This is a genomic window from Paracandidimonas lactea (assembly GCF_021653995.1).
GTDB lineage: Bacteria > Pseudomonadota > Gammaproteobacteria > Burkholderiales > Burkholderiaceae_B > Allopusillimonas > Allopusillimonas lactea.
The window spans coordinates 1-18767 of the sequence record NZ_JAJJOZ010000008.1 but is presented as its reverse complement, the minus strand read 5'-3'; the positions used below and the strand labels follow the sequence as shown (position 1 = coordinate 18767).

Annotated in this window: 16 protein-coding genes and 2 tRNA genes; 6 read left to right on the top strand and 12 right to left on the bottom strand. The window is 54.5% G+C overall.

Annotated elements, in window-relative coordinates; all coding sequences use genetic code 11:
- Positions 1-3: 3 nt before the first annotated feature.
- Both LOL23_RS14295 and LOL23_RS14290 read right to left on the bottom strand, forming a co-directional pair.
- Positions 4-543, bottom strand: coding sequence for a lipocalin family protein (locus LOL23_RS14295; protein WP_237173786.1), 540 nt, complete (start codon positions 541-543; stop codon positions 4-6).
- Between the two features lie 217 nt (positions 544-760).
- Positions 761-836: transfer RNA gene (locus tag LOL23_RS14290), tRNA-Asn, on the bottom strand.
- 203 nt (positions 837-1039) lie between these two features.
- Here LOL23_RS14290 and LOL23_RS14285 point away from each other — a divergent pair.
- The 3 genes from LOL23_RS14285 (at position 1040) to LOL23_RS14275 (ending at position 4335) form a co-directional block, all read left to right on the top strand.
- Positions 1040-2191, top strand: coding sequence for an AI-2E family transporter (locus LOL23_RS14285; protein ID WP_160975561.1), 1152 nt, complete (start codon positions 1040-1042; stop codon positions 2189-2191).
- 162 nt (positions 2192-2353) lie between these two features.
- Positions 2354-3709, top strand: a complete 1356-nt coding sequence (gene nhaA, locus LOL23_RS14280) for a Na+/H+ antiporter NhaA (RefSeq protein WP_160975560.1) — start codon at positions 2354-2356, stop codon at positions 3707-3709.
- 227 nt (positions 3710-3936) lie between these two features.
- A complete protein-coding gene (locus LOL23_RS14275) occupies positions 3937-4335 on the top strand; it encodes a carboxymuconolactone decarboxylase family protein (RefSeq protein ID WP_160975559.1) in 399 nt (132 codons plus the stop codon).
- Between the two features lie 155 nt (positions 4336-4490).
- Here the strand turns inward: LOL23_RS14275 and LOL23_RS14270 are convergent, their stop codons facing one another.
- The 4 genes from LOL23_RS14270 to LOL23_RS14255 form a co-directional block, all read right to left on the bottom strand.
- A complete protein-coding gene (locus LOL23_RS14270) occupies positions 4491-4880 on the bottom strand; it encodes an MAPEG family protein (RefSeq protein WP_160975558.1) in 390 nt (129 codons plus the stop codon).
- Positions 4881-5140: 260 nt separating this feature from the next.
- The gene (locus LOL23_RS14265) at positions 5141-6100 is read right to left on the bottom strand and encodes a 3-hydroxyacyl-CoA dehydrogenase family protein (protein ID WP_160975557.1); all 960 of its coding nucleotides are present in this window, start codon (positions 6098-6100) and stop codon (positions 5141-5143) included.
- A 152-nt stretch (positions 6101-6252) separates the two neighbouring features.
- Positions 6253-6924 carry a GntR family transcriptional regulator gene (locus tag LOL23_RS14260; RefSeq protein WP_160975556.1) on the bottom strand — a complete coding sequence of 224 codons (672 nt, stop codon included), beginning with the start codon at positions 6922-6924 and terminating at the stop codon, positions 6253-6255.
- Between the two features lie 9 nt (positions 6925-6933).
- A complete protein-coding gene (locus LOL23_RS14255; RefSeq protein ID WP_160975555.1) occupies positions 6934-8688 on the bottom strand; it encodes an IlvD/Edd family dehydratase in 1755 nt (584 codons plus the stop codon).
- Positions 8689-8813: 125 nt separating this feature from the next.
- Here LOL23_RS14255 and LOL23_RS14250 point away from each other — a divergent pair, with 125 nt between their 5' ends.
- From LOL23_RS14250 to LOL23_RS14240, 3 genes are all read left to right on the top strand, one after another.
- Positions 8814-9791 (top strand): Bug family tripartite tricarboxylate transporter substrate binding protein, encoded by a 978-nt coding sequence (locus tag LOL23_RS14250; RefSeq protein ID WP_237173785.1) that lies wholly within the window; start codon positions 8814-8816, stop codon positions 9789-9791.
- 205 nt (positions 9792-9996) lie between these two features.
- A tRNA-Thr gene (locus LOL23_RS14245) sits at positions 9997-10072 on the top strand.
- 462 nt (positions 10073-10534) lie between these two features.
- Positions 10535-11461: a LysR family transcriptional regulator gene (locus LOL23_RS14240; RefSeq protein ID WP_237173784.1), complete on the top strand. Its 927-nt coding sequence runs from the start codon at positions 10535-10537 to the stop codon at positions 11459-11461.
- Positions 11462-11547: 86 nt separating this feature from the next.
- Here LOL23_RS14240 and LOL23_RS14235 read toward each other — a convergent pair whose 3' ends face one another.
- From LOL23_RS14235 to LOL23_RS14210, 6 genes are read right to left on the bottom strand one after another with little or no spacing between them, the layout of a single operon-like run.
- Positions 11548-13308 carry a thiamine pyrophosphate-binding protein gene (locus LOL23_RS14235; protein WP_160975553.1) on the bottom strand — a complete coding sequence of 587 codons (1761 nt, stop codon included), beginning with the start codon at positions 13306-13308 and terminating at the stop codon, positions 11548-11550.
- 10 nt (positions 13309-13318) lie between these two features.
- The gene (locus LOL23_RS14230) at positions 13319-14302 is read right to left on the bottom strand and encodes a Bug family tripartite tricarboxylate transporter substrate binding protein (RefSeq protein ID WP_237173783.1); all 984 of its coding nucleotides are present in this window, start codon (positions 14300-14302) and stop codon (positions 13319-13321) included.
- A gap of 43 nt (positions 14303-14345) precedes the next feature.
- A complete protein-coding gene (locus LOL23_RS14225; protein WP_160975551.1) occupies positions 14346-15479 on the bottom strand; it encodes an acyl-CoA dehydrogenase family protein in 1134 nt (377 codons plus the stop codon).
- On the bottom strand, positions 15476-15886 hold the full coding sequence (locus tag LOL23_RS14220) for a hotdog family protein (protein WP_237173782.1): 411 nt from the start codon (positions 15884-15886) through the stop codon (positions 15476-15478). Before LOL23_RS14220 ends, LOL23_RS14225 begins: the two co-directional genes overlap by 4 nt.
- A 37-nt stretch (positions 15887-15923) precedes the next feature.
- Positions 15924-16448: an FAS1-like dehydratase domain-containing protein gene (locus LOL23_RS14215; protein WP_160975549.1), complete on the bottom strand. Its 525-nt coding sequence runs from the start codon at positions 16446-16448 to the stop codon at positions 15924-15926.
- A complete protein-coding gene (locus tag LOL23_RS14210; RefSeq protein WP_237173781.1) occupies positions 16441-17964 on the bottom strand; it encodes an AMP-binding protein in 1524 nt (507 codons plus the stop codon). The genes LOL23_RS14215 and LOL23_RS14210 overlap by 8 nt, the downstream gene beginning before the upstream one ends.
- Between the last annotated feature and the right edge of the window lie 803 nt (positions 17965-18767).

Here is an 18767-nt window from a genome sequence, read left to right as displayed (position 1 = left end):
ACTTCAGTTGCCCGATCGGATCACCTGCGTGACTGGAAAACCAAGGGTGCCCGCATAGTCCAGCAGGTCGGTGACCGCAGACTCGTCAGCTTCCTGATCACGGGAAAGCACCCAAAGATAGTTACGATCAGGTGTTCCGACCAGTGAGTACTGGTAGTCACCCTGCAGCCTCATGATCCAGTAATCACCCCAAACCATAGGCAGCCAGGAAGTCCACTTGGGCGCGAATCTGACTTCCAGTTTCGCGGGGTCACGCGGATCGACAGACGTTGACAGCCTTCCTTCGCCCTCTGCTACTTTCGTGCTGCCATCTTTTGCACGGCATTGATTGGTGACGCCGATGGTGTTGTCGGGCTGCAACTCGTAATCGGCTCGCACGTCACCAGCGCATTCTTCTTGAAAGCGGTTGGGCAAACGCGCTTGCTCATACCACCTGCCTACATACTTATTGAGATCGACACCTGACTGCGTGGGCAAATCAGGATGCGATGCAGTGCACCCCGCCACAAACGCGACTAAAGAGACGGCAACAACGCGCTTCATTTTCTTCTCCTGTCAGCCTGTTCCGATACTTCTATCTCGGCGCGGGGCGCCAAGCCGACAAAAAACCGCTTCACGGCCGTGCAGCAGCATGCACGCGCCATGCGGCTCATACCCGGCTGGCACACAGCCTCTACCAACTTCAAGCATCCCACCTGTAGGCCCGGAAAGCAAAAAAGCCAATCCCGAAGAATTGGCTTGCTTGCTTTAATGTGTTCTGTGGCTCCCCGACCTGGGCTCGAACCAGGGACCTGCGGATTAACAGTCCGTCGCTCTACCGACTGAGCTATCGGGGACCAGAGAAGCGAAACTATAGCATAAAAATTTATTTGTGCGCAAGCCAGGTATTTTTCGCCGCCGCCGCGGTACCGCGCTGTTCTGTTTGCTGCCTGAATCTATTGCAGCTACGCATGCAGAGATCTTTAAAACGGGCAGCGTACCGTCGTGGTTTTCGCATAGAATTGGCTGTCCGGCCTAGCCTATCCAACATGGACGCAGGATGAATCAGTCCAGTCTTTTTTTTCGCAGCTTTCTGCTGCTGCTGACGGCGGTATCTATCGCCTTCATCTGGGTGCTGCTGCCCTATTACGGTGCGATTTTCTGGGGCGCCATCCTGGCGGTGATCTTCCACCCGCTCAACAAGAAGCTTCTGGCCGCTTTTCACGGCCGGCCTAATCTTGCGGCGCTGGTTACGCTGCTGTTCATCATCCTGATGGTCATCCTGCCGACGATTCTGATCTTCACCTCGCTGGCTCAAGAAGGGGTGGGTATCTACAAGCGCATCGAGTCCGGCGAAGTCAACTTCGGCAGGTATCTTGAGCAGATCACGGCAGCGCTGCCGCCTTGGGCGCATGAGTGGATGGCACGCCTGGGCATCGACAACCCCTTCGGGTTGCGCGAAAAACTCGCACAAGGCGCATTGCAAGCCAGTCGTTTCGTGGCTTCGCAAGCCGTGAACATCGGCCAGAACACATTCCAGTTCCTGGTCAGCGGCGCCATCATGCTGTATCTGCTGTTCTTTCTGCTGCGTGACGGTGTCGAACTGACGCGACACAGCAAACGGCTCATCCCGCTTAGCGAATCGCATCAACACCATTTGTTCCGCAAGTTCACCACGGTCGTGCGTGCAACCGTCAAAGGCAACATCGCGGTCGCGATCACGCAGGGCATACTGGGCGGCCTGATCTTCTGGGCGCTGGGCATCCAAGGCGCGCTGCTGTGGGGCGTGGTCATGACGTTTCTATCGCTGCTGCCGGCCGTAGGCGCAGCGCTCATCTGGCTGCCCGTAGCTATCTATTCTCTGGTCACCGGAGACATCTGGGAAGGCGTAACGCTAATCCTGTTCGGTGTATTAGTCATCGGTCTCGTCGACAACATCCTGCGCCCGCTACTGGTTGGCAAAGATACCAAGCTGCCCGATTACATCGTCCTGATTTCCACGCTGGGAGGCCTGGCAGTATTCGGGCTCAACGGTTTCGTTATCGGCCCGCTGTTTGCGGCGCTGTTTATGGCCTGCTGGGATCTGTTCCCGTCGGCAATTCAGATGCACCAGCAGGGCAACTCCGTCCCAAACTCGCCTCAGCGCGAATACAACGCCGCGGCCCGGATCAGCGCTGGCGACCCACCGCGCGAGCACCAGCCTACCGAGTAATGTGCATACTCGCATAGCCTGCCGGGGCTGCACGCTCCGCGCAGCGCGCGAGTTTGATCACCTGCGCGCCCCCATGTAGAATGGCGCCGGGTGTCAGCTGCATGGTGCAGCCCAGGGCAGGTACAAGCGAAGGTCGGGCCGCCTCGCGGAGCACGCACGACCATGCAAGGCAACCCCTCACGGCAATCGCTGCCGCGCGCACAGCAACTGGCTGAACAGGCATTCTCAACCCTCGAACGCTTCTTGCACATCGAGGCAGTCAGCGGCATCGTACTGTTGCTGGCCGCCGCCGTCGCCCTACTCTGGGCCAACTCCCCCCTCTCCGACTCTTATCATCATCTGTGGCACACGCCCTTATCCATCGGCTTGGGCGATGTCGTCTTTTCGCGCTCACTGCATTTCTGGATCAACGATGCCTTGATGACGGTGTTCTTCCTGGTAGTCGGCATGGAGATCCGGCGCGAGATCCACGAGGGCGCCCTCTCGAGTTTGAAGCTGGCCGCATTACCCTTTATCGCGGCGCTGGGCGGCGTCGTCGCGCCGGCGCTCATCTATCTTATGCTCAATGGCGGCGCGCCCATGCAGAGCCAGGGCTGGGCAGTGCCCACCGCCACCGATATCGCCTTTGCCGTGGGGGTGCTCGCACTGCTGGGTCGGCGCATACCCAGCACTGTTCGCATCTTTCTACTGGCGCTGGCCATTATCGACGACATCGCCGCGGTGCTCATCATTGCGCTGTTCTATTCTGGCGGCCTGGACTACTCCGGGCTGATCGTCGCCGCACTCGGCATCGTCATGGTGCTATCGCTGCAACAAATGGGCGTCGGCTCGGCGTATGCGTATATAGTTCCGGGGATGGTGCTGTGGGCCGGCCTGCTGCAAACAGGCGCCCATCCCACGCTAGCCGGCGTGGTGCTCGGGTTGATGACGCCCGTGGTGGCCACGCGCAGTCTGTTTCATCCGCTGGACATCGCCACTCGCGCCGTAGGCACGCTCGCCGAACAATCCAGCACGCAGCGGCTCGCCCCCCAGCAATTGATAGGCCCAATCAAGCAACTGCGCCGCGCGCAACGCGAACTGCTGCCACCGGTTTCGCGTGTCCAGATCGCCCTGCATCCTTGGGTCGCCTATGGCGTCATGCCGCTTTTTGCGTTGGCCAATGCCGGCGTCACGCTCGACGGCATCGACCTTGGGAGTGACGGTTCGCTACACGTTATGCTCGGTGTCGTGGCGGCCCTGGTTGCGGGCAAGCCCATCGGCATATTGGCAGCGAGCTGGCTCGCGGTTCGCATGGGGTGGTCTTCGCTGCCCGACGGTATGTCGTGGCGTGGCCTTGCTTTGGTGGGCCTGCTGGCGGGTATCGGGTTCACCATGTCGATTTTCATCGCGACGCTGGCCTTCGCAGATGAGAACCTGCTGGGGGCCGCCAAGCTGGGCGTACTGCTCGCCTCACTTACCGCCGCCGTCATCGGCCTGGCATGGGGGGCTGCAAGCCTGCGCCGGCCACAACCGGCCTGAGCCTGCGCGTAGCAAACCTCGCCGTTCAGGCGGGGAATGGTAAGCAGCCGCATCGCCTGCAGCACGTTCGGGGTTAAATTGCGAACGTGCCGCACGCATGATTCTGCTACCCTGTCTGCGTCGCTCGCGGTTGAACAGCCGCCGCGGCATCGCGCCGGCGATCTCGCTGCCGGCGTCTTCCACATCCAATCCGTTTCTTATCTCGACAACGCCTGGAGAAGCTTCTCATGACACGCGAGTACGCCCCCAAGAACCCCGCCCTCTTCGACCAAGGCTTGGCCACACGCCGCGCTGTCCTGGGTGCGGAATACGTCGATGCCTCGATCCAGAACGCAACCGACTTCAACATCGATATGCAGGAATTGGTCACCCAGTACTGTTGGGGCGACATCTGGAATCGTCCCGGGCTGGACCGCAAGACACGCTCTTTTCTCAACTTGGCGATGATCACTGCCCTGAACCGACCTCATGAACTGAAACTGCATGTGCGCGGCGCCATCAATAACGGCCTGACCAAGGACGAGATCAAAGAGGTATTTCTACAGGCGGGCATCTACTGCGGCGTGCCGGCGGCAATCGATGCCTTCCGTGTAGCCAGCGAAGTCTTCAAGGAAATGGATATCTGACCGTCAACAGCGGGCATCCTGAGCCCGCATCCCACCGTGGATTCTGTACACGCTTGCCTTGCATCACAGCGCCAGGCAACAGAAAGCGCTGCTGGCAGTGTTCGACAGATATGCAGCGTGCAAATGCCCCGCCGGGCCGCCCAAAAAGGCCTGGTTCAGGCAAGCCCGAACAGTTGCGGGCTGAACAGGATGGCAATATTGAGCACCAGCGCCACGCCCCATACGGCCGTGCGCAGGCTGCCGTAGCCCGCCACATAAATGACGATATACAGAATGCGCACAACAACCCAGGCTGCCATCAGGCCGACCAGAGTACCGCGCACGGCCTGCCCGTACAGGGCAAACAACACCGCCCCGTAAAAGAACGGCAGGCCTTCGAACAGGTTGGCTTGTGCCGCGTTGGCACGCGCACGCCAGCCAGCCTGACGGGCCAGCCACGCGCGTGGGTCGTCATTATCGTATGACTTGCCGCCGGCTTTGGCAGCAACGGCGGCGCAATAAGGCAGCAGGGCTGCCAGCAGCATCAAGGTAGCAATGGTTCCCATCAGGCTCTCCCGGCCGTCGGCAGGCGCGGCTCATTGGCAAGAATACGCATCATGGGCCACATAGTACCCATGCCGGGCGCCGTTGCGCCAGTGGCGGCATGACGCGGACACGTTGCGCCAGCGGCCGCTTCCCAACCGCAGTCGGGAAACCGCTCCCAGCGCGAGCGTAGACCCGAACCCATTCGAGCCCTCTGCCAACCCACGCCCAGGCCCGGCTTAATCGCCACCCCAAGCCTGGGTTGGCGCAAGCCCATGCCCAATCAGGGCTGAATCTCGGGCAGATCGGCAGCGAGAATCTTCAAGCCCGCTCGCAGCGCCTCATCGTAACGCTTGCGTTCCGCTGCGATAGTTTCAGGCGTCCAGGGATAGAACCCCTGCCCGGTCTTCATGCCCAGCTTGCCTTCCTTGGGCTTGCTGGCCAGCACCTCGGGCGGTTGTGCCACATTAGACAGCGAGGGATAGATTGTTGCTGCTGCGGCGGCGTGGACGTCCAGCCCCGCGTGCTCTTTCTGCATGACTGGACCCGCCGCCAGATAGCGGAAGCCAAAGCCGAAGCGCACCGCGTTGTCGATGTCTTCGGGCGATACGATACCCGCCTCGATCATACTGAAGGCTTCGCGCGCCAGCGCATGCTGCAGGCGATTGCCTACGAACCCGGGAACATCCTTGCGCACGATGATGGGCACCGAGCCGCAGCGGCGCATGAACGCCGCCACACTCTCGGCCTGGTCTGCATCGGTGTCGGGGCCAAGAACAACCTCGGCCAGCGGCACGATGTGCGCAGGCATGAAAAAATGAAGGCCCAGCATGCGCGCACGCGTGGGCAGGCCTTGAGCAATGGCACTGATGGGGAAGCTGGAGCTGTTGCTGGCCAGCAGGACAGACTCGGGCGCCAGTTCAGCCAGCCGCGCAAACAGTGCCTGCTTCAGATCCAAGCGCTCGGGGATGCATTCAATCATCAGATCAATCTGGTTCCAGTCCACATCCTCGACGCTTGCTGCCAACGTGAGCAGACCGGCATTGCCCGTACAGCCGATCTCGGCGAGGTTGGCGCCCACACGCGCACGGATAGCTTCGTGCGCCTCGGTGCGCGGCTCGACCACACTGACCGGACAATTGGCGCGCAGCAGTACCACCGCCACATCGGCACCCATGGTGCCGCCACCGACCACCACCGCGCGCGACGCGGAGGGCGCGCCGAGGATTTTTTTCTGAGACATGGTTTTCTACCCTGAAGAAACAATCAAACTTGAAATGAACATCTGCCGTTCACCCGCGTACCGTTCGCCCATCTGCCTTTGCCAGCACGCGTGCACGGCGAACGCCACGACGCGAGGAACGCACGCAAGCACACACCTGCCCCGACGCACCATTAACCGAGATAATGCCGGTTCATCGATAGATATTCGTCGCGTGCGGGGCGGATGTGCTCGCGGCACAGGCGCACCAGCGTTTTGCGATCGCCCTGTGCAAGGGCGTCGATAATGCCGTGATGCTCTTGGCGTGAGCGCTGCTGCGCCTGCGGCGACGTGGCCGAGGCATACCGTATGGCGTGCGTTTGCGTGTAATGGTAGCGGATCGCCGCAGCCAGCACTGTGTTGGGGCAAAGCGCAAACAGCGCCGCATGAAAGGCCATGTTGGTCTTGAAGATCCTGCGCGGATCGCCTGCCTGCACCGCCGCATCATGCGCGGCCTGCAACGCGCGCAAACGCCCAACGTCGTCTGGATCCGCGGGGCAGGCCATCCGACGGGCAGCCTCGCCTTCGAGCAAGTCGCGCATCTCGTACAGATCGGCGACTTCCTTGTAGTTGTAGGACCGCACAACCGCGCCTACGTTCTTGCGATGTTCGACAATGCCTAGCTTCACCAGTTCGGCCAGCGCTGCGCGTATGACGTGCCGCTTCACACCGAAGCGCTGCATCAGGTCGTCTTCGACCAATCTTTCTTTGGGATGCAGAAAACCCAGGACAATGTCCTCTTCGAGCTCTCCGACAATAGCGGCCAGGGTTGGCGCGCCTGATATATGGTGGTCTGGAGCATTCATACGGCAAAGTCAGCGAGGCCCGGGAACAATACCTTTATTAGTTTGCGGCATCAGGAAGTCGAAATCCACCCCTTGCCCCGCCTGGGTGACGGAATCCAGATACAACTTGCGATAGCCTCGTTCGGCGGTGGGCCGGCTGATAGCCTGCGTCGCCAGCCGTGCTGCAATTTCCTCGTCGGGCACCAGTAATTGCAGCGTGCGCCCTTTTACGCTCAGGCGTATGCGGTCGCCGTTGCGCACCACCGCCAGCGGGCCGCCAATGGCAGCTTCGGGCGCCACGTGCAGCACAATGGTGCCGGCAGCCGTGCCGCTCATCCGGCCATCGGAAATCCGCAGCATATCCTTCACGCCCTGGCGCGCCAGTTTTCTGGGGATGGGAATATACCCCGCCTCGGGCATGCCAGGCGCGCCAGTGGGGCCGATATTCTTGAGCACCAGCACATCCTCGGGCCGCACATCCAGTTCATCGCTGTCGATGCGGCGCGCCATATCCTCAGCGTCTTCAAACACCACCGCCCGCCCCTCATGCTCCATCAAATCCGCGCGCGCGGCAGACTGTTTGATGATGGCGCAATCGGGCGCCAGATTGCCCGACAGCACGGCGATGCCGCCTTGCGGATAAATGGGGTCCGAGGACGGGCGGATGACCGATTGCGGGAACGGCGCGGGCATCGCGCCCAGCACTTCGCCCAGCGTCTGGCCCGATATCGTCATCGCATCCAGGTGCAGCAGCGGACGCAGTTCTCGCAACAGGGCCGGCACGCCGCCCGCCTTGTGGAAGTCTTCCATGTAGAACTGACCCGAAGGCTTCAGGTCGATCAGCACAGGCGTCTCGCGGCTCAGTGCATCGACCCGTGCGAGGTCCACGCTAAAGCCCAGGCGCCCGGCGATTGCCGTCAGGTGAATGATGCCGTTAGTCGATCCGCCTATGGCCAACAGCACGCGCAGGGCATTCTCGAATGCTTTCTGCGTCATGACTAGGTCGGGTGTCAGGCCGGAACGTGCGATGCGCACAGCAGTGGCGCCCGTCATCTCCGCAATACGGGCGCGGTCGGCTGTCACAGCGGGTGGCGCGGCACCGCCACTCACCATCATGCCCAATGCTTCTGTCATGCACGCCATGGTGCTGGCCGTACCCATCACTGAGCAGGTGCCCACACTGGCCACCAACTGGTTGTTGACGTCGGCGATCTCCTGATCATCGATCTCTGCCGCGCGATAACTACCCCAATAGCGCCGGCAATCAGTGCACGCACCCACGCGTACACCGCGATGCGAACCGGTAAGCATTGAGCCCGTGACGAGCTGGATGGCTGGCACGCCCGCCGACGCCGCGCCCATGAGCTGGGCCGGCACAGTCTTGTCGCAGCCACCGATCAGCACTACACCGTCCATGGGTTGCGCGCGCACCATTTCTTCTGTGTCGATGGACATCAGATTGCGCAGGTACATGCTGGTCGGATGGGAAAAACTTTCATGGACAGAGATAGTGGGAAAGTCCATGGGCAGGCCGCCCGCCATCAGAACACCGCGCTTGACCGCCTCGATCAGTTGCGGCGCATTGCCGTGGCAGGGGTTATAGGCGCTACCGGTGTTGACGATGCCGATAACCGGGCGATCCAGCGCGTCATCCGTATAACCAGCACCTTTGATAAAGGCCTTGCGCAGGAACAGCGAAAAGCCCGTGTCCCCATAATTGGTGAGCCCCTTGCGAAAGCCCTGGGTTGGGTCGCTGGATTGCGGAGGTTGTGCTTTTCGAGTCATTTTGCTACATTGCCGATCAGATTATTAATAATATTATTGATCAAACACAGCCATGCCTGCAAGCACCTTGCTTATGCAAGACGTTAATTGGCACCGCTGCATGAATACCCAAGAGGAGACGTTCCGTGATACTGAAGCACGCCTTGACTACCTGCCTGGCCGCCGGCCTGGCCCTGACCGGCATGGCCGCTCATGCCAATTACCCCGATCAGCCCATCAAGCTGATCGTGCCCTATCCACCAGGCGGCGCAACAGACGTCATTGGCCGCGTCGTCGGCAAAGCATTGGGCGAAACGCTCGGCACCTCGGTTGTCATCGATAACCGCAGCGGCGCATCCGGCAGCATCGGCGCCGCCGAAGTCGCACGCGCAAAGCCGGATGGCTACACCCTGTTGCTGGGCGCGCTCACCAGCCACTCGATCTACCAGAACCTGTACGCCAAGAACGTCACCTATAACCTGGGCAAGGATTTCGACCCTGTTGCCATTGTCGGCCGGGTACCTTTGGTGTTTGTCACTCACCCATCCGTCAAGGTGTCCACGCTGACCGAACTGATCACCGCCTCCCACAAGAACCCCGATGGCTACACCATCGCCTCGGCGGGCACCGGGTCGCCCCAGCATATGGCCAGCGCCCTGTTCGGCCTCACCGCAAACGTAAAAATGATATCGGTGCCCTATCGCGGCAGCGGCCCCGCCATGACGGATCTGGTCGGCGGCCAGGTCAACACCATGATCGATACCGTGCCAGCCGCACAGGCCTTCATTAAGTCGGGTGCCATCAAAGCCTTGGCAGTCACGTCCGCCAGCCGCGCACCCACACTCCCCGATGTGCCCACTGCCAAAGAAGCCGGGCTGGATGACTTTGAAGTAACGTCTATGTTCGGCCTGCTGGCCCCCGCCGGCACCCCAGCGGACCGCATTAAGCTGCTGACTGACGCAGTGCAGAAAAGCCTGCAGAGCAAGGCGGTGCAGGAAGCGTTGCTGAACCAAGGCGTGGTGGTGGGCTACGAAGCACCAGCGCAAGCCCGCGCGGCGATAGACGCCGAGGTAGGCAAATGGCGCACCGTCATCGACAAAGCCAATATCCAGGCCTCTAACTGAGACACAAATCACGCAGCGCCCCCCAAGCCCGCATCGGCGACCAGGGGCGATCCTCGTATAGCCACCGACGGCAACATGACAATTGCCGACTCTGCAAGCGGCCTGGGCCAAGCCGCGCTTACAGCCCGGCCGCTGGCAGCCTTGGCAAAACCATGTATAATAGCGGACTTCACCGACGCCGGGCCTGCCGGCAACGTGACACCGGGCCGGTGTAGCTCAGCTGGTAGAGCAGCGCATTCGTAATGCGAAGGTCGGAAGTTCGAATCTTCTCTCCGGCACCAACGTTTTCAAGCACTTACACCAACTCCACGGGGTTGGCGTAAGTGCTTTTTTAATTTGCGTAAGCGCTTTGCCAATACTTTTTGGAAATAACCGCATACTCGCCCCCAATATAATCTTTACCTCCCAATCAATCGCTCACATTGAATACTGCCGGATTTTGAAGATGCTCCAATCCTTGATTGGCGGGGCCATAAATAAAAGCAACACATTTCCCCCTGAAGTGCGGGAGCGCGCAGTGCTGCCGGTTTAGGAGAATCGCGGGAATGCCGGCGATTGTAGGCGGCAATGGATCTCATCGTGTCAAAGATTGGCAGCACTGCAACCACCCTACTGTGTTTAGCCTGCCCGGCGTGATCCGCTAATTTGTTTTCGCATGTCGACAATCCATCCTTTCTTGATAACATGGCCCACATGAACAATGCGAGGATTTGACGAGTCTATATCGGACGAGAGGTTGAAGAGTGACTAGGCAAAAAAATTTGCTGAACGCAGAGACACTAGTCTGGGTTGCAAGAACAGGGACGTTCAGGGCAGCTGCCGAGAAGCTTTTTACATCTCAGCCTGCCGTATCGGCTCGTATGCGTGAGCTAGAAACATCCCTGGGTGTCCCGCTGTTTGAGAAAAGCGGGCGCAATCTGAAGTTGACTCCAGCTGCACGCCGCTTTGTGGAACGAGTAGAGCCTTTGCTCACGGCCGTTGAAAGTGCATTCATGATCGACTCGCCTGAGCAAGATACCCTACAAGCTTCTGGAACACTGAGAGTTGGTATGGGTGAAATCACCATGAGTTGGTTTGCCCATTTGTTCAAGGACTTCAGAAATAAAATGCCTCGTATCTCGTATGAAATTGAGCTGGATCTTGCGTACCAGCTCAAACGAAAGTTGCGCCAAGGAGCTTTAGATGTTGCTATTGTTGCAGGGCCTGTAGAGCACGGCCGCTTCTTAACGCAGCCAGTCGGTATGACCAAAATGCAATGGGTGATTTCATCTTCCGTACTGAAGGACCCTGCCTATGCGTCTTGGTCGCTAAGCGATTTTTTTAATACTTTACTTCTTTGGACAATTTCCAAGCCTTCGGAATACGCCGCCGCTGCTCAGCACGTGTTGCGTCAAAATGGCGTGACTCTTGAACATTTTAATACATGCAATCATTTGGTATCATTAATAGCCATTGTTGAAAACGGCGGCGGTATCGCTCAATTACCCGAAATCATGATCTCTGAAAGGTTGCGCGACGGCTCTTTTACCGCATTGTCAGATTGTGTGGAAGACTCTGAATTGAATTTTTTTGTTGTTTCGCACAAAGATCGGGATAATCCAGCGCTTGATTGGTTAATTACCAACGTATTGGAGTCGGGGCGAAGTGTGCTTAGACCCCAGACGGCCTGATACCCACGTTAGCATAAAAAAAGGAATGCCAGGTAGATGGCAATCCTTTTTATTGAACGCTTCAGCCAGAGTACCCTGACACACTGTCAAGAGCTCTTAGGCACTGAGTAGATATCGTACTTATGCAGCGATGACATGACGTCCTGGTAACGGTCAGTCCTTGAAATATTGGCAACGACCAAACTGACTCCCTGATAGTCGAAAGCGCGGCTCAGTGCCTCCTTCAGCTCCGCGCGGGACGACGCTTTTTCGGCATAACATCCCATGGCTTTGGCAATCGACACAAAATCAAAAGGCTGCATCTCGGAGGCAATGATCCGGTCACGCTGGCAACTGTATATCCAACCCAGAACATTGTTATCCAGAACCAGCACTGTTAATTTCAGCCTGAGCTCAATTGCGCTCAAGAGACTGTGCAGACTCATGGAGATTCCGCCATCTCCGCAAACAGCTACAACAGGTCTGGTCTTGAAGTGGTAGGCGGCCGCCATGGCTGCAGGTACTGCGTAGCCCATGCCGCCGCCGCCATTGGGTTGAAGAATATCCCCATCTTGCTTAGTTTGAAACTCTCTCAAAACGAACAAACGATTTTCACCTGCATCGCAGGTGACGATCCCGTTATCAGGCAGTGTCGCACTCAATATAGAAGCAGCATCCCTGCCGCTGAAATCACCTCGGCGATCGAGCGATACATCATCGAAATATGGATACTGTTCACGCAAGGCCTGAACTCGAGCGACGCCATCGAAGTTAAGAGGGCTAAGCGCAGCCTCGATACGTTTCAATACATTGGTGGCATCACCAAGCACAGGGACCGCTATCGGTAATGTCCATGATAGATTCAAAGACTCAACATCGATCTGAACGATTTTCTGGCGCGTTGGATCGATAAGATCCCGATGCTGGTTCGCGGTGTCTGATGCCCCGAGTTTTGTACCTACAGCAATAATGACATCCGCAAGCGGTAGCGCATTATTAGCCGTGTCGTGCCCGAACGCTCCGGTCAGGCCTACCGCCAACTGGGAGTTCTCGGGATATGTACCTTTTCCAGCTGGTGTCGTAGCGACTGGTACATTCAATTTCTCGGCAAAATATTGTAGCGTTTTCTGCGCTTTGCCCAGCCGCACTCCGTTACCGGAAATAATAATCGGCGCGCGTGCGCTTCGAATCAAGGCTACTGCTTTATCGATAGCACTTTGCGGTGCAATGGCCTCCTCAGGCGTTCCATACCAAGCATTTGGGTACACCGGTGGTTCACGGGTAGCATCTATACGTTTGTACAGGGCTGGCCCGTTAAATATGACAGCAACCGGCCCCGGTTCGCCAGTAATCGAGTGTTTGATTGCCAGTTGCGTCATTTGCATGGCTTGCGTCGGATTGGTAGCTACAAATACCTGCTTTGTAATGGCCCTCAACGCTGCAGTGAGATCGTAGGCACCGTACCCTCCCCCACCGGCTTGGTAGGGACCAAGATGCGAAAAAGTGCCGCCATCAGTGGTGTCAGCCAGTATGACCATCGGAGACGCACCCAAGTGCGCCTCCATAATACCAATTCCAGCGTTGCCTAAAATCCAAGCTCCTTGCCCAATCACTAATGCCGGCTGGTTGGTGAGCCGTCCTCTCGCCTCGGCCATCACCGTAGCGATCGATTCTTGGCGGACCAGATTGACCTGTACTTTGTCGCGATATGGATACAGTGAATCAAAGATCTGAACCGTGTAGCCGCCTGGCATGCCAAAGACGACCGGGTGTTCCATGTCAGAGATGACACGAGCCACAGCTTGGGCTCCTGTCATCCCTTCTTTCAGGTCGGTGCCAAGCTTTATGTTGTTGCTTTCAATATTCACGGAAATGCCTTTAGTTCAATTTAATTTTCGTGAGTTCGACTAAATCTCTCGTGAAAATACGACTCTCATCAATCAGTCGTTGCATTTCTTGAGGTGTTGAAACCATTGGCACCGCGCCACGATTCACCAATTCCTGAACAAACGCAGGATCATTCAAAATAGTTGAAATAGCCTTGTTAAAGACATTCACAATATCGTCAGGTGTATCTTTTGGCACATAATAGCCGTACCATGCACCGACAGACATTTTTTCGTAACCAAGTTCCTTAAGGGTAGGGACGTCAGGTTGGCTGGGCATTCTTTTGTCGCCCGTTACTGCCAAGAATTTCAACTTTCCCGCCTTCACATTACCAGCCGCGGTTATTAATGTTGGAAACGTGAATAACACCTGACCGCCGATAACATCCGCCACTGCAGGCGCGGCCCCTTGATAAGGAACATGGACAACATCGGTATTGAATAACTTATTAAAAGCCTCGCCCATCATATGTGCCTGACTTCCCACACCGTACGATCCGTAGCCAAAGTTCAAATTTTTATTATTTTGCACGTACTTAACTAGTTCGCGAAATGAGTTGACGGGAAGATCACTACGAACAACTAATCCAAGACCGACCTCATTCAACGTACCCACCGGTGTTAGTTCGTCGGGGTTGTATGCAAGGTTTTTATACAACACCGCGTTAGCAACAGTAGATGTATCGGTGGTGAAGAGCACGGTGTACCCATCCGGTTTTGCTTTGGCGACGGTTTGCGCCCCGATTGCTGTATTTCCACCAGCTCTGTTTTCAACAATAACGGTAGTCTTTAGCGCCTTTGCAAGCTCTGGGGCGGCAAGCCGAGCAAATGAATCCGCTCCGCCCCCAGGGGCATACGGAACAACAACACGAATTGGGCGATTCGGGTAACTATCATTCCCTTCTGCAGATACGGTACCGCTTATAAGAAATGCCCCTATAATAACCAAGACTACCTTCTTAATAATTACAGTCATTAATGTCTCCAATTTAAAATGAAAAATTTATACATTAAATTTATTATTTAAAAATAGCACGAGAAATCATCAGTCGATTGATCTCTGTGGTTCCGTGCCCGATACGTTTAACGCGCACATGCCGATACATGCTTTGAATTGGCGTTTCAAGCGTGTAGCCTAAACCCCCTAAAACCTGTAGACAGCGGTCGGTCACTCGTTGTGCCATTTCTGTTGCATATAGCTTGGCCATATGCGCTTCAGTTCTTATTTTTTGACCTGCGTCGTACATTGCTGCAGCCTTGTAAACTAAGAGCTTGGCAGCCTCAAGTTCAACAATTGAGTCAGCCAAATACCATTGAATTGCTTGATATTCGCTTATTGATTTGCCAAAGGTTTTACGCTGTTTAGCCCATTCAGTTGCATAGCGAATGCTTCTCTCAGCTAAACCTAAACATACTGAAGCCAAAATGACTCGCCCATGTGTTAACTGGTCATCCCCAAGACTGAATGCACATCCCAATGGTCCCAAGAGATTTTCTTCAGGCACTCTGCAATCGTTAAATATAAGCTCGTAAGGATCACGGTCGTCACCCATAGTCCGAATACGTCTACCTAATGTGAAACCAGGAGCATCGTAATCGACAATAAAACAGCTAATTCCTCCTCTTGCTCCTTTACCCGGGTCTGTTACCGCAAATACAAAACAATAGTCGGCGCGATGAGCATCCGTGATGTATATTTTTGTACCGTTCAACACCCAGCCGTCACCATCCTTGACTGCTCGGGTTTTGATTCCTTGAACGTCTGAGCCAGCATCAGGCTCGGTGAAGGCATATACGCCTCTTTTTTCACCTTTAATTACCGGAAAATAATATTTTTCCCGCTGCTGATCGGTCGCAAAATTTAGAAGAGGCTCAGGGGACCCAGGAAAAGCAAAAGGAATGGCACACTGCGCTATCTCAGCATTCATTAGCGCACATGCAAGCAGACCTAGACCGTTGCCACCATCCTGCTCAGGAACCTCAAGAGCCCATAAGCCCAACTTTTTTGCTTTTAGTTCGAGTGCTTGTCTAACATCTATATCCAGCTCGCCTCGAAGGAGAAACTCCTTCTCGATAGGCATGAGTTCGCGATCACGAAACTTTCTAACTAACTCTAATAATGGTTCGTATTCGCTAGGGACATCAAAGTTCATGAATTTTCCTTTGATAATGGATTTGGTGTATCAGAAAAAAATAGCACTGCATTACCCAATGTAACTATTTGCCCATCTTGATTAGTTTCCTTGATCGCACAGATTATTTCCCTACTATTCTTATGAATATGTGTTACTGATCCACCGCAATACAAGAAATCTCCGGGAACGGCCCGACCCCTATTTGAGTACTCAAAATGCTTAATCTTTCCTGCATGACCGACGCAGCGCTTGAGCATTTGGAGCATAAAAGCACCATGCATGGTTGCTTGCACCAGCACGTCGGGATGTTTTTCCTTCCGAGCATAAGCTTGGTCGTAATGAATTCTATGTGTATTCCATGTAACAGCACTAAATCTGAATAACATGGTTGTTGTAGGTTTTTTTATCAAAGTCGGTAACTGCATTCCGACTTCTATATTCTCAAACCTCCACGGGAGGCATTCATTCGGCGTTTCCATTGAAGCCCTCTACTATCCGATACAGCGATTTATTGATAAGAACTATTTTAGTAACGGACGACTCATCCTTGTAGATAATCTCTTCCTCAATAATTATCAATTTTCCACTCTTGCTTTCACGAGAGGTTATTGATTTTATTTTTTTGTCCCCCCATATCTTTTCACCGCAGTATACGGGTTCAAGAAATTCAATCGATTGCCCTCCTCCCATTATCTGAAGACCTGGAATAGCAGGCCTTCCGTCAGGAGATGTGCCGTCTTCTAATAGATCAACTTCGCTAGGCCCTGCGCCGGGTGCGGCTCGAAGAGTAGCAATATAGTTTGGAGGCGCAATCACGCCCTTGAGCCCAGCCCGTGCCGCTGCATCGTCATCAAAATACACTGGATCAAGATCATCAACCGCGATTGCGTAACGCTGGGACCACAATGGGTCGATCACACCTAAATAAAAACTTTTTACATGGCCTACCAAACGATCTTGCCATTCGTTGATTATTGAATCATCCATTTTTTGACCTCTCGATCAGTTCCCGCTTCAATACCTTTCCGCTTGCGTTTCTTGGCAGCTCATCAAAAAACTTAATATAGGTAGGCACCTTGAAATATGCTAAATATTTTTGGCAGTGCTCTGTTATATCCGCCTGCGTTATAGACGTATCATTCCGCGTTACAATACAAGCCATTACCGCCTGATCTCTTACGGGATCCGGTATGCCGATCACTGCGACATCACGAACGGAAGGATGCATCATCAGCGCTTCTTCAACTTCGGCTGCTGATATGTTTTCGCCAGATCGTTTAATAATCTCTTTTTTTCTTCCGAAGAAAAACAAATTACCAGCCTCATCAAAATAGCCTAGGTCGCCGGTATGGAGCCATCCATTTTTTAATGTTTCTTTGGTTGCAGTTTCGTCGTTAAGATATCCCAGCATGAGAGTGCGCCCTCTGATTCCGCTAACCACGATTTCGCCCGTTTGATTAGCTGAAAGAGGTAGGGCATTTTCGTCGACGATAAAGACATCTCGTCCTATAGCAGGGCGCCCGATCGAAGGATAAGTGGAAGGGCCGGTTAGCGACTCAAACGTGACATACAACATACTTTCGGATTGGCCATAGCTATTTCTGAGCTTTATATTGAACCGCTCTTGAAATCGCTGAATTTCGTCTTCGGAGATATTGATCGCATATCCTGCAAATCGGATACTGTGAGAAGTATCCAGTGCAGAAGCAGGCTGATTTAATAGAGTGCGGCACAGCATGCCGGACAAACTGCATACTGTCGCTTTATGCCTTACTAATTGAGTCATATATCGGCTCGCACTGTAGCGTTCACCAATAATAACGGTTGCCCCTGAAAACAGTCCTGAAACTACTGAATCCTGACAATTAGCGTGAAATAAAGGCTTATTGTTGAATATTCGATCATTTGGGGTAAAGTTTGAATGAAGCGCACTTGAAATAGCGGACCAGATAAAATTAGCGTGAGTAAGCATTACCCCTTTTGGGCGGGCTGATGTGCCAGAAGTGTAGAGCACCTGCGCTAAATCGTCGGATGTGATGCTCGGAAGAGGAGAATCTTGGGTAATCCCTTCGCTCTCTGCGACAATATCATTCTCAAGAGTTATTTCTATTTTCTTGGAATTAATGGATTTTTTAATAACCTCGAGGAAATTACCTTCCGTAACAATTAAACTTGGATCACTATGCTGAATCTGATATTCAATTTCTGATTCGGTCAGATAAATATTACCTGGGACCATCACCAGTCCAGCTGAGACAATTCCGAACCATGTCGCAATGAAATTGGGTGTATTACGTAAGAAGACAAATACTTTGTCTCCCTTTTTTAGCCCTTTGGATTCAAGATATGTGGCTATTTCGAATGCTTTACGACAAATTTCGCGATAACTGAATTCTGTTATTTCTTCCTGCGCTGTCTCATGCACAAGAAAGATTTTGTCGCCATAACAGGCCGCCTGCACTTGCAAAAGATCCCGAAGTGTTCTGTTTCCGATAACGTCCATGCTTATCCTCGTGTTGCCTTTTTTGGGGCCTATTTGGGGTCGGCAGATCAGTCTATCGGCTTTAATTGATAAATAATAACTAATTATTTTTATGGTAATCAATAACCTTTATTTATGTATTTATTCCTTATTTATGTAGTAGTTCGGTCAATGCCTAACGCAATGGGCACAAAACATTCGTCGAGTTTTCCCTCGCTTGGAAGTTAGTATTCAATGTGTCGACCAAGCTAGCCGCAGATGCCAGGGATCTGGGCTAACTGAAGTATGGGCTGACCAGCCTGCGGCTCAGGCTCATCCATGAGACGACGCGCCGTTTGGAGCCTTCGCCGATTGTGCGCCGCATGGCTTGCCAGGATCAGTACCTCAGGCTAGCGAATCGCCAAAGTCTGCCGAGTTGGCCACGAACGCGTCCCTCAACCTCGGGCCTTGGCAGCAGAGGCGTCCAACGAACTCTATCGTTTTGGGATATCACCCACCTGGTCTTTACCATCACGGGGTGCTTCCGCTGTCTATGCCTACTTCTGGATCTGTTCGTATGCAAGATTATTCGCGGGTGAGGCTTCGACAACGAGGATGGCACATGCCAGCGCCATTGCACATGAGCGCCCGGTATTTCTTAGTGTGAGGACATCAAACCCAGTCGGCTTGTGCTGCCCAGTGATAACGGTAATCCCATAAGAGGCGCGACCACGCTTGCTACGCTTAGGGAGGCGGCCGCACCGCCCCGTGAATCGAACCGGGTTTTGAGGAGGCTTCAATTCTTGAGAGAATGGAGTCATGAGCAAGAACAACAAGTTTTCCCC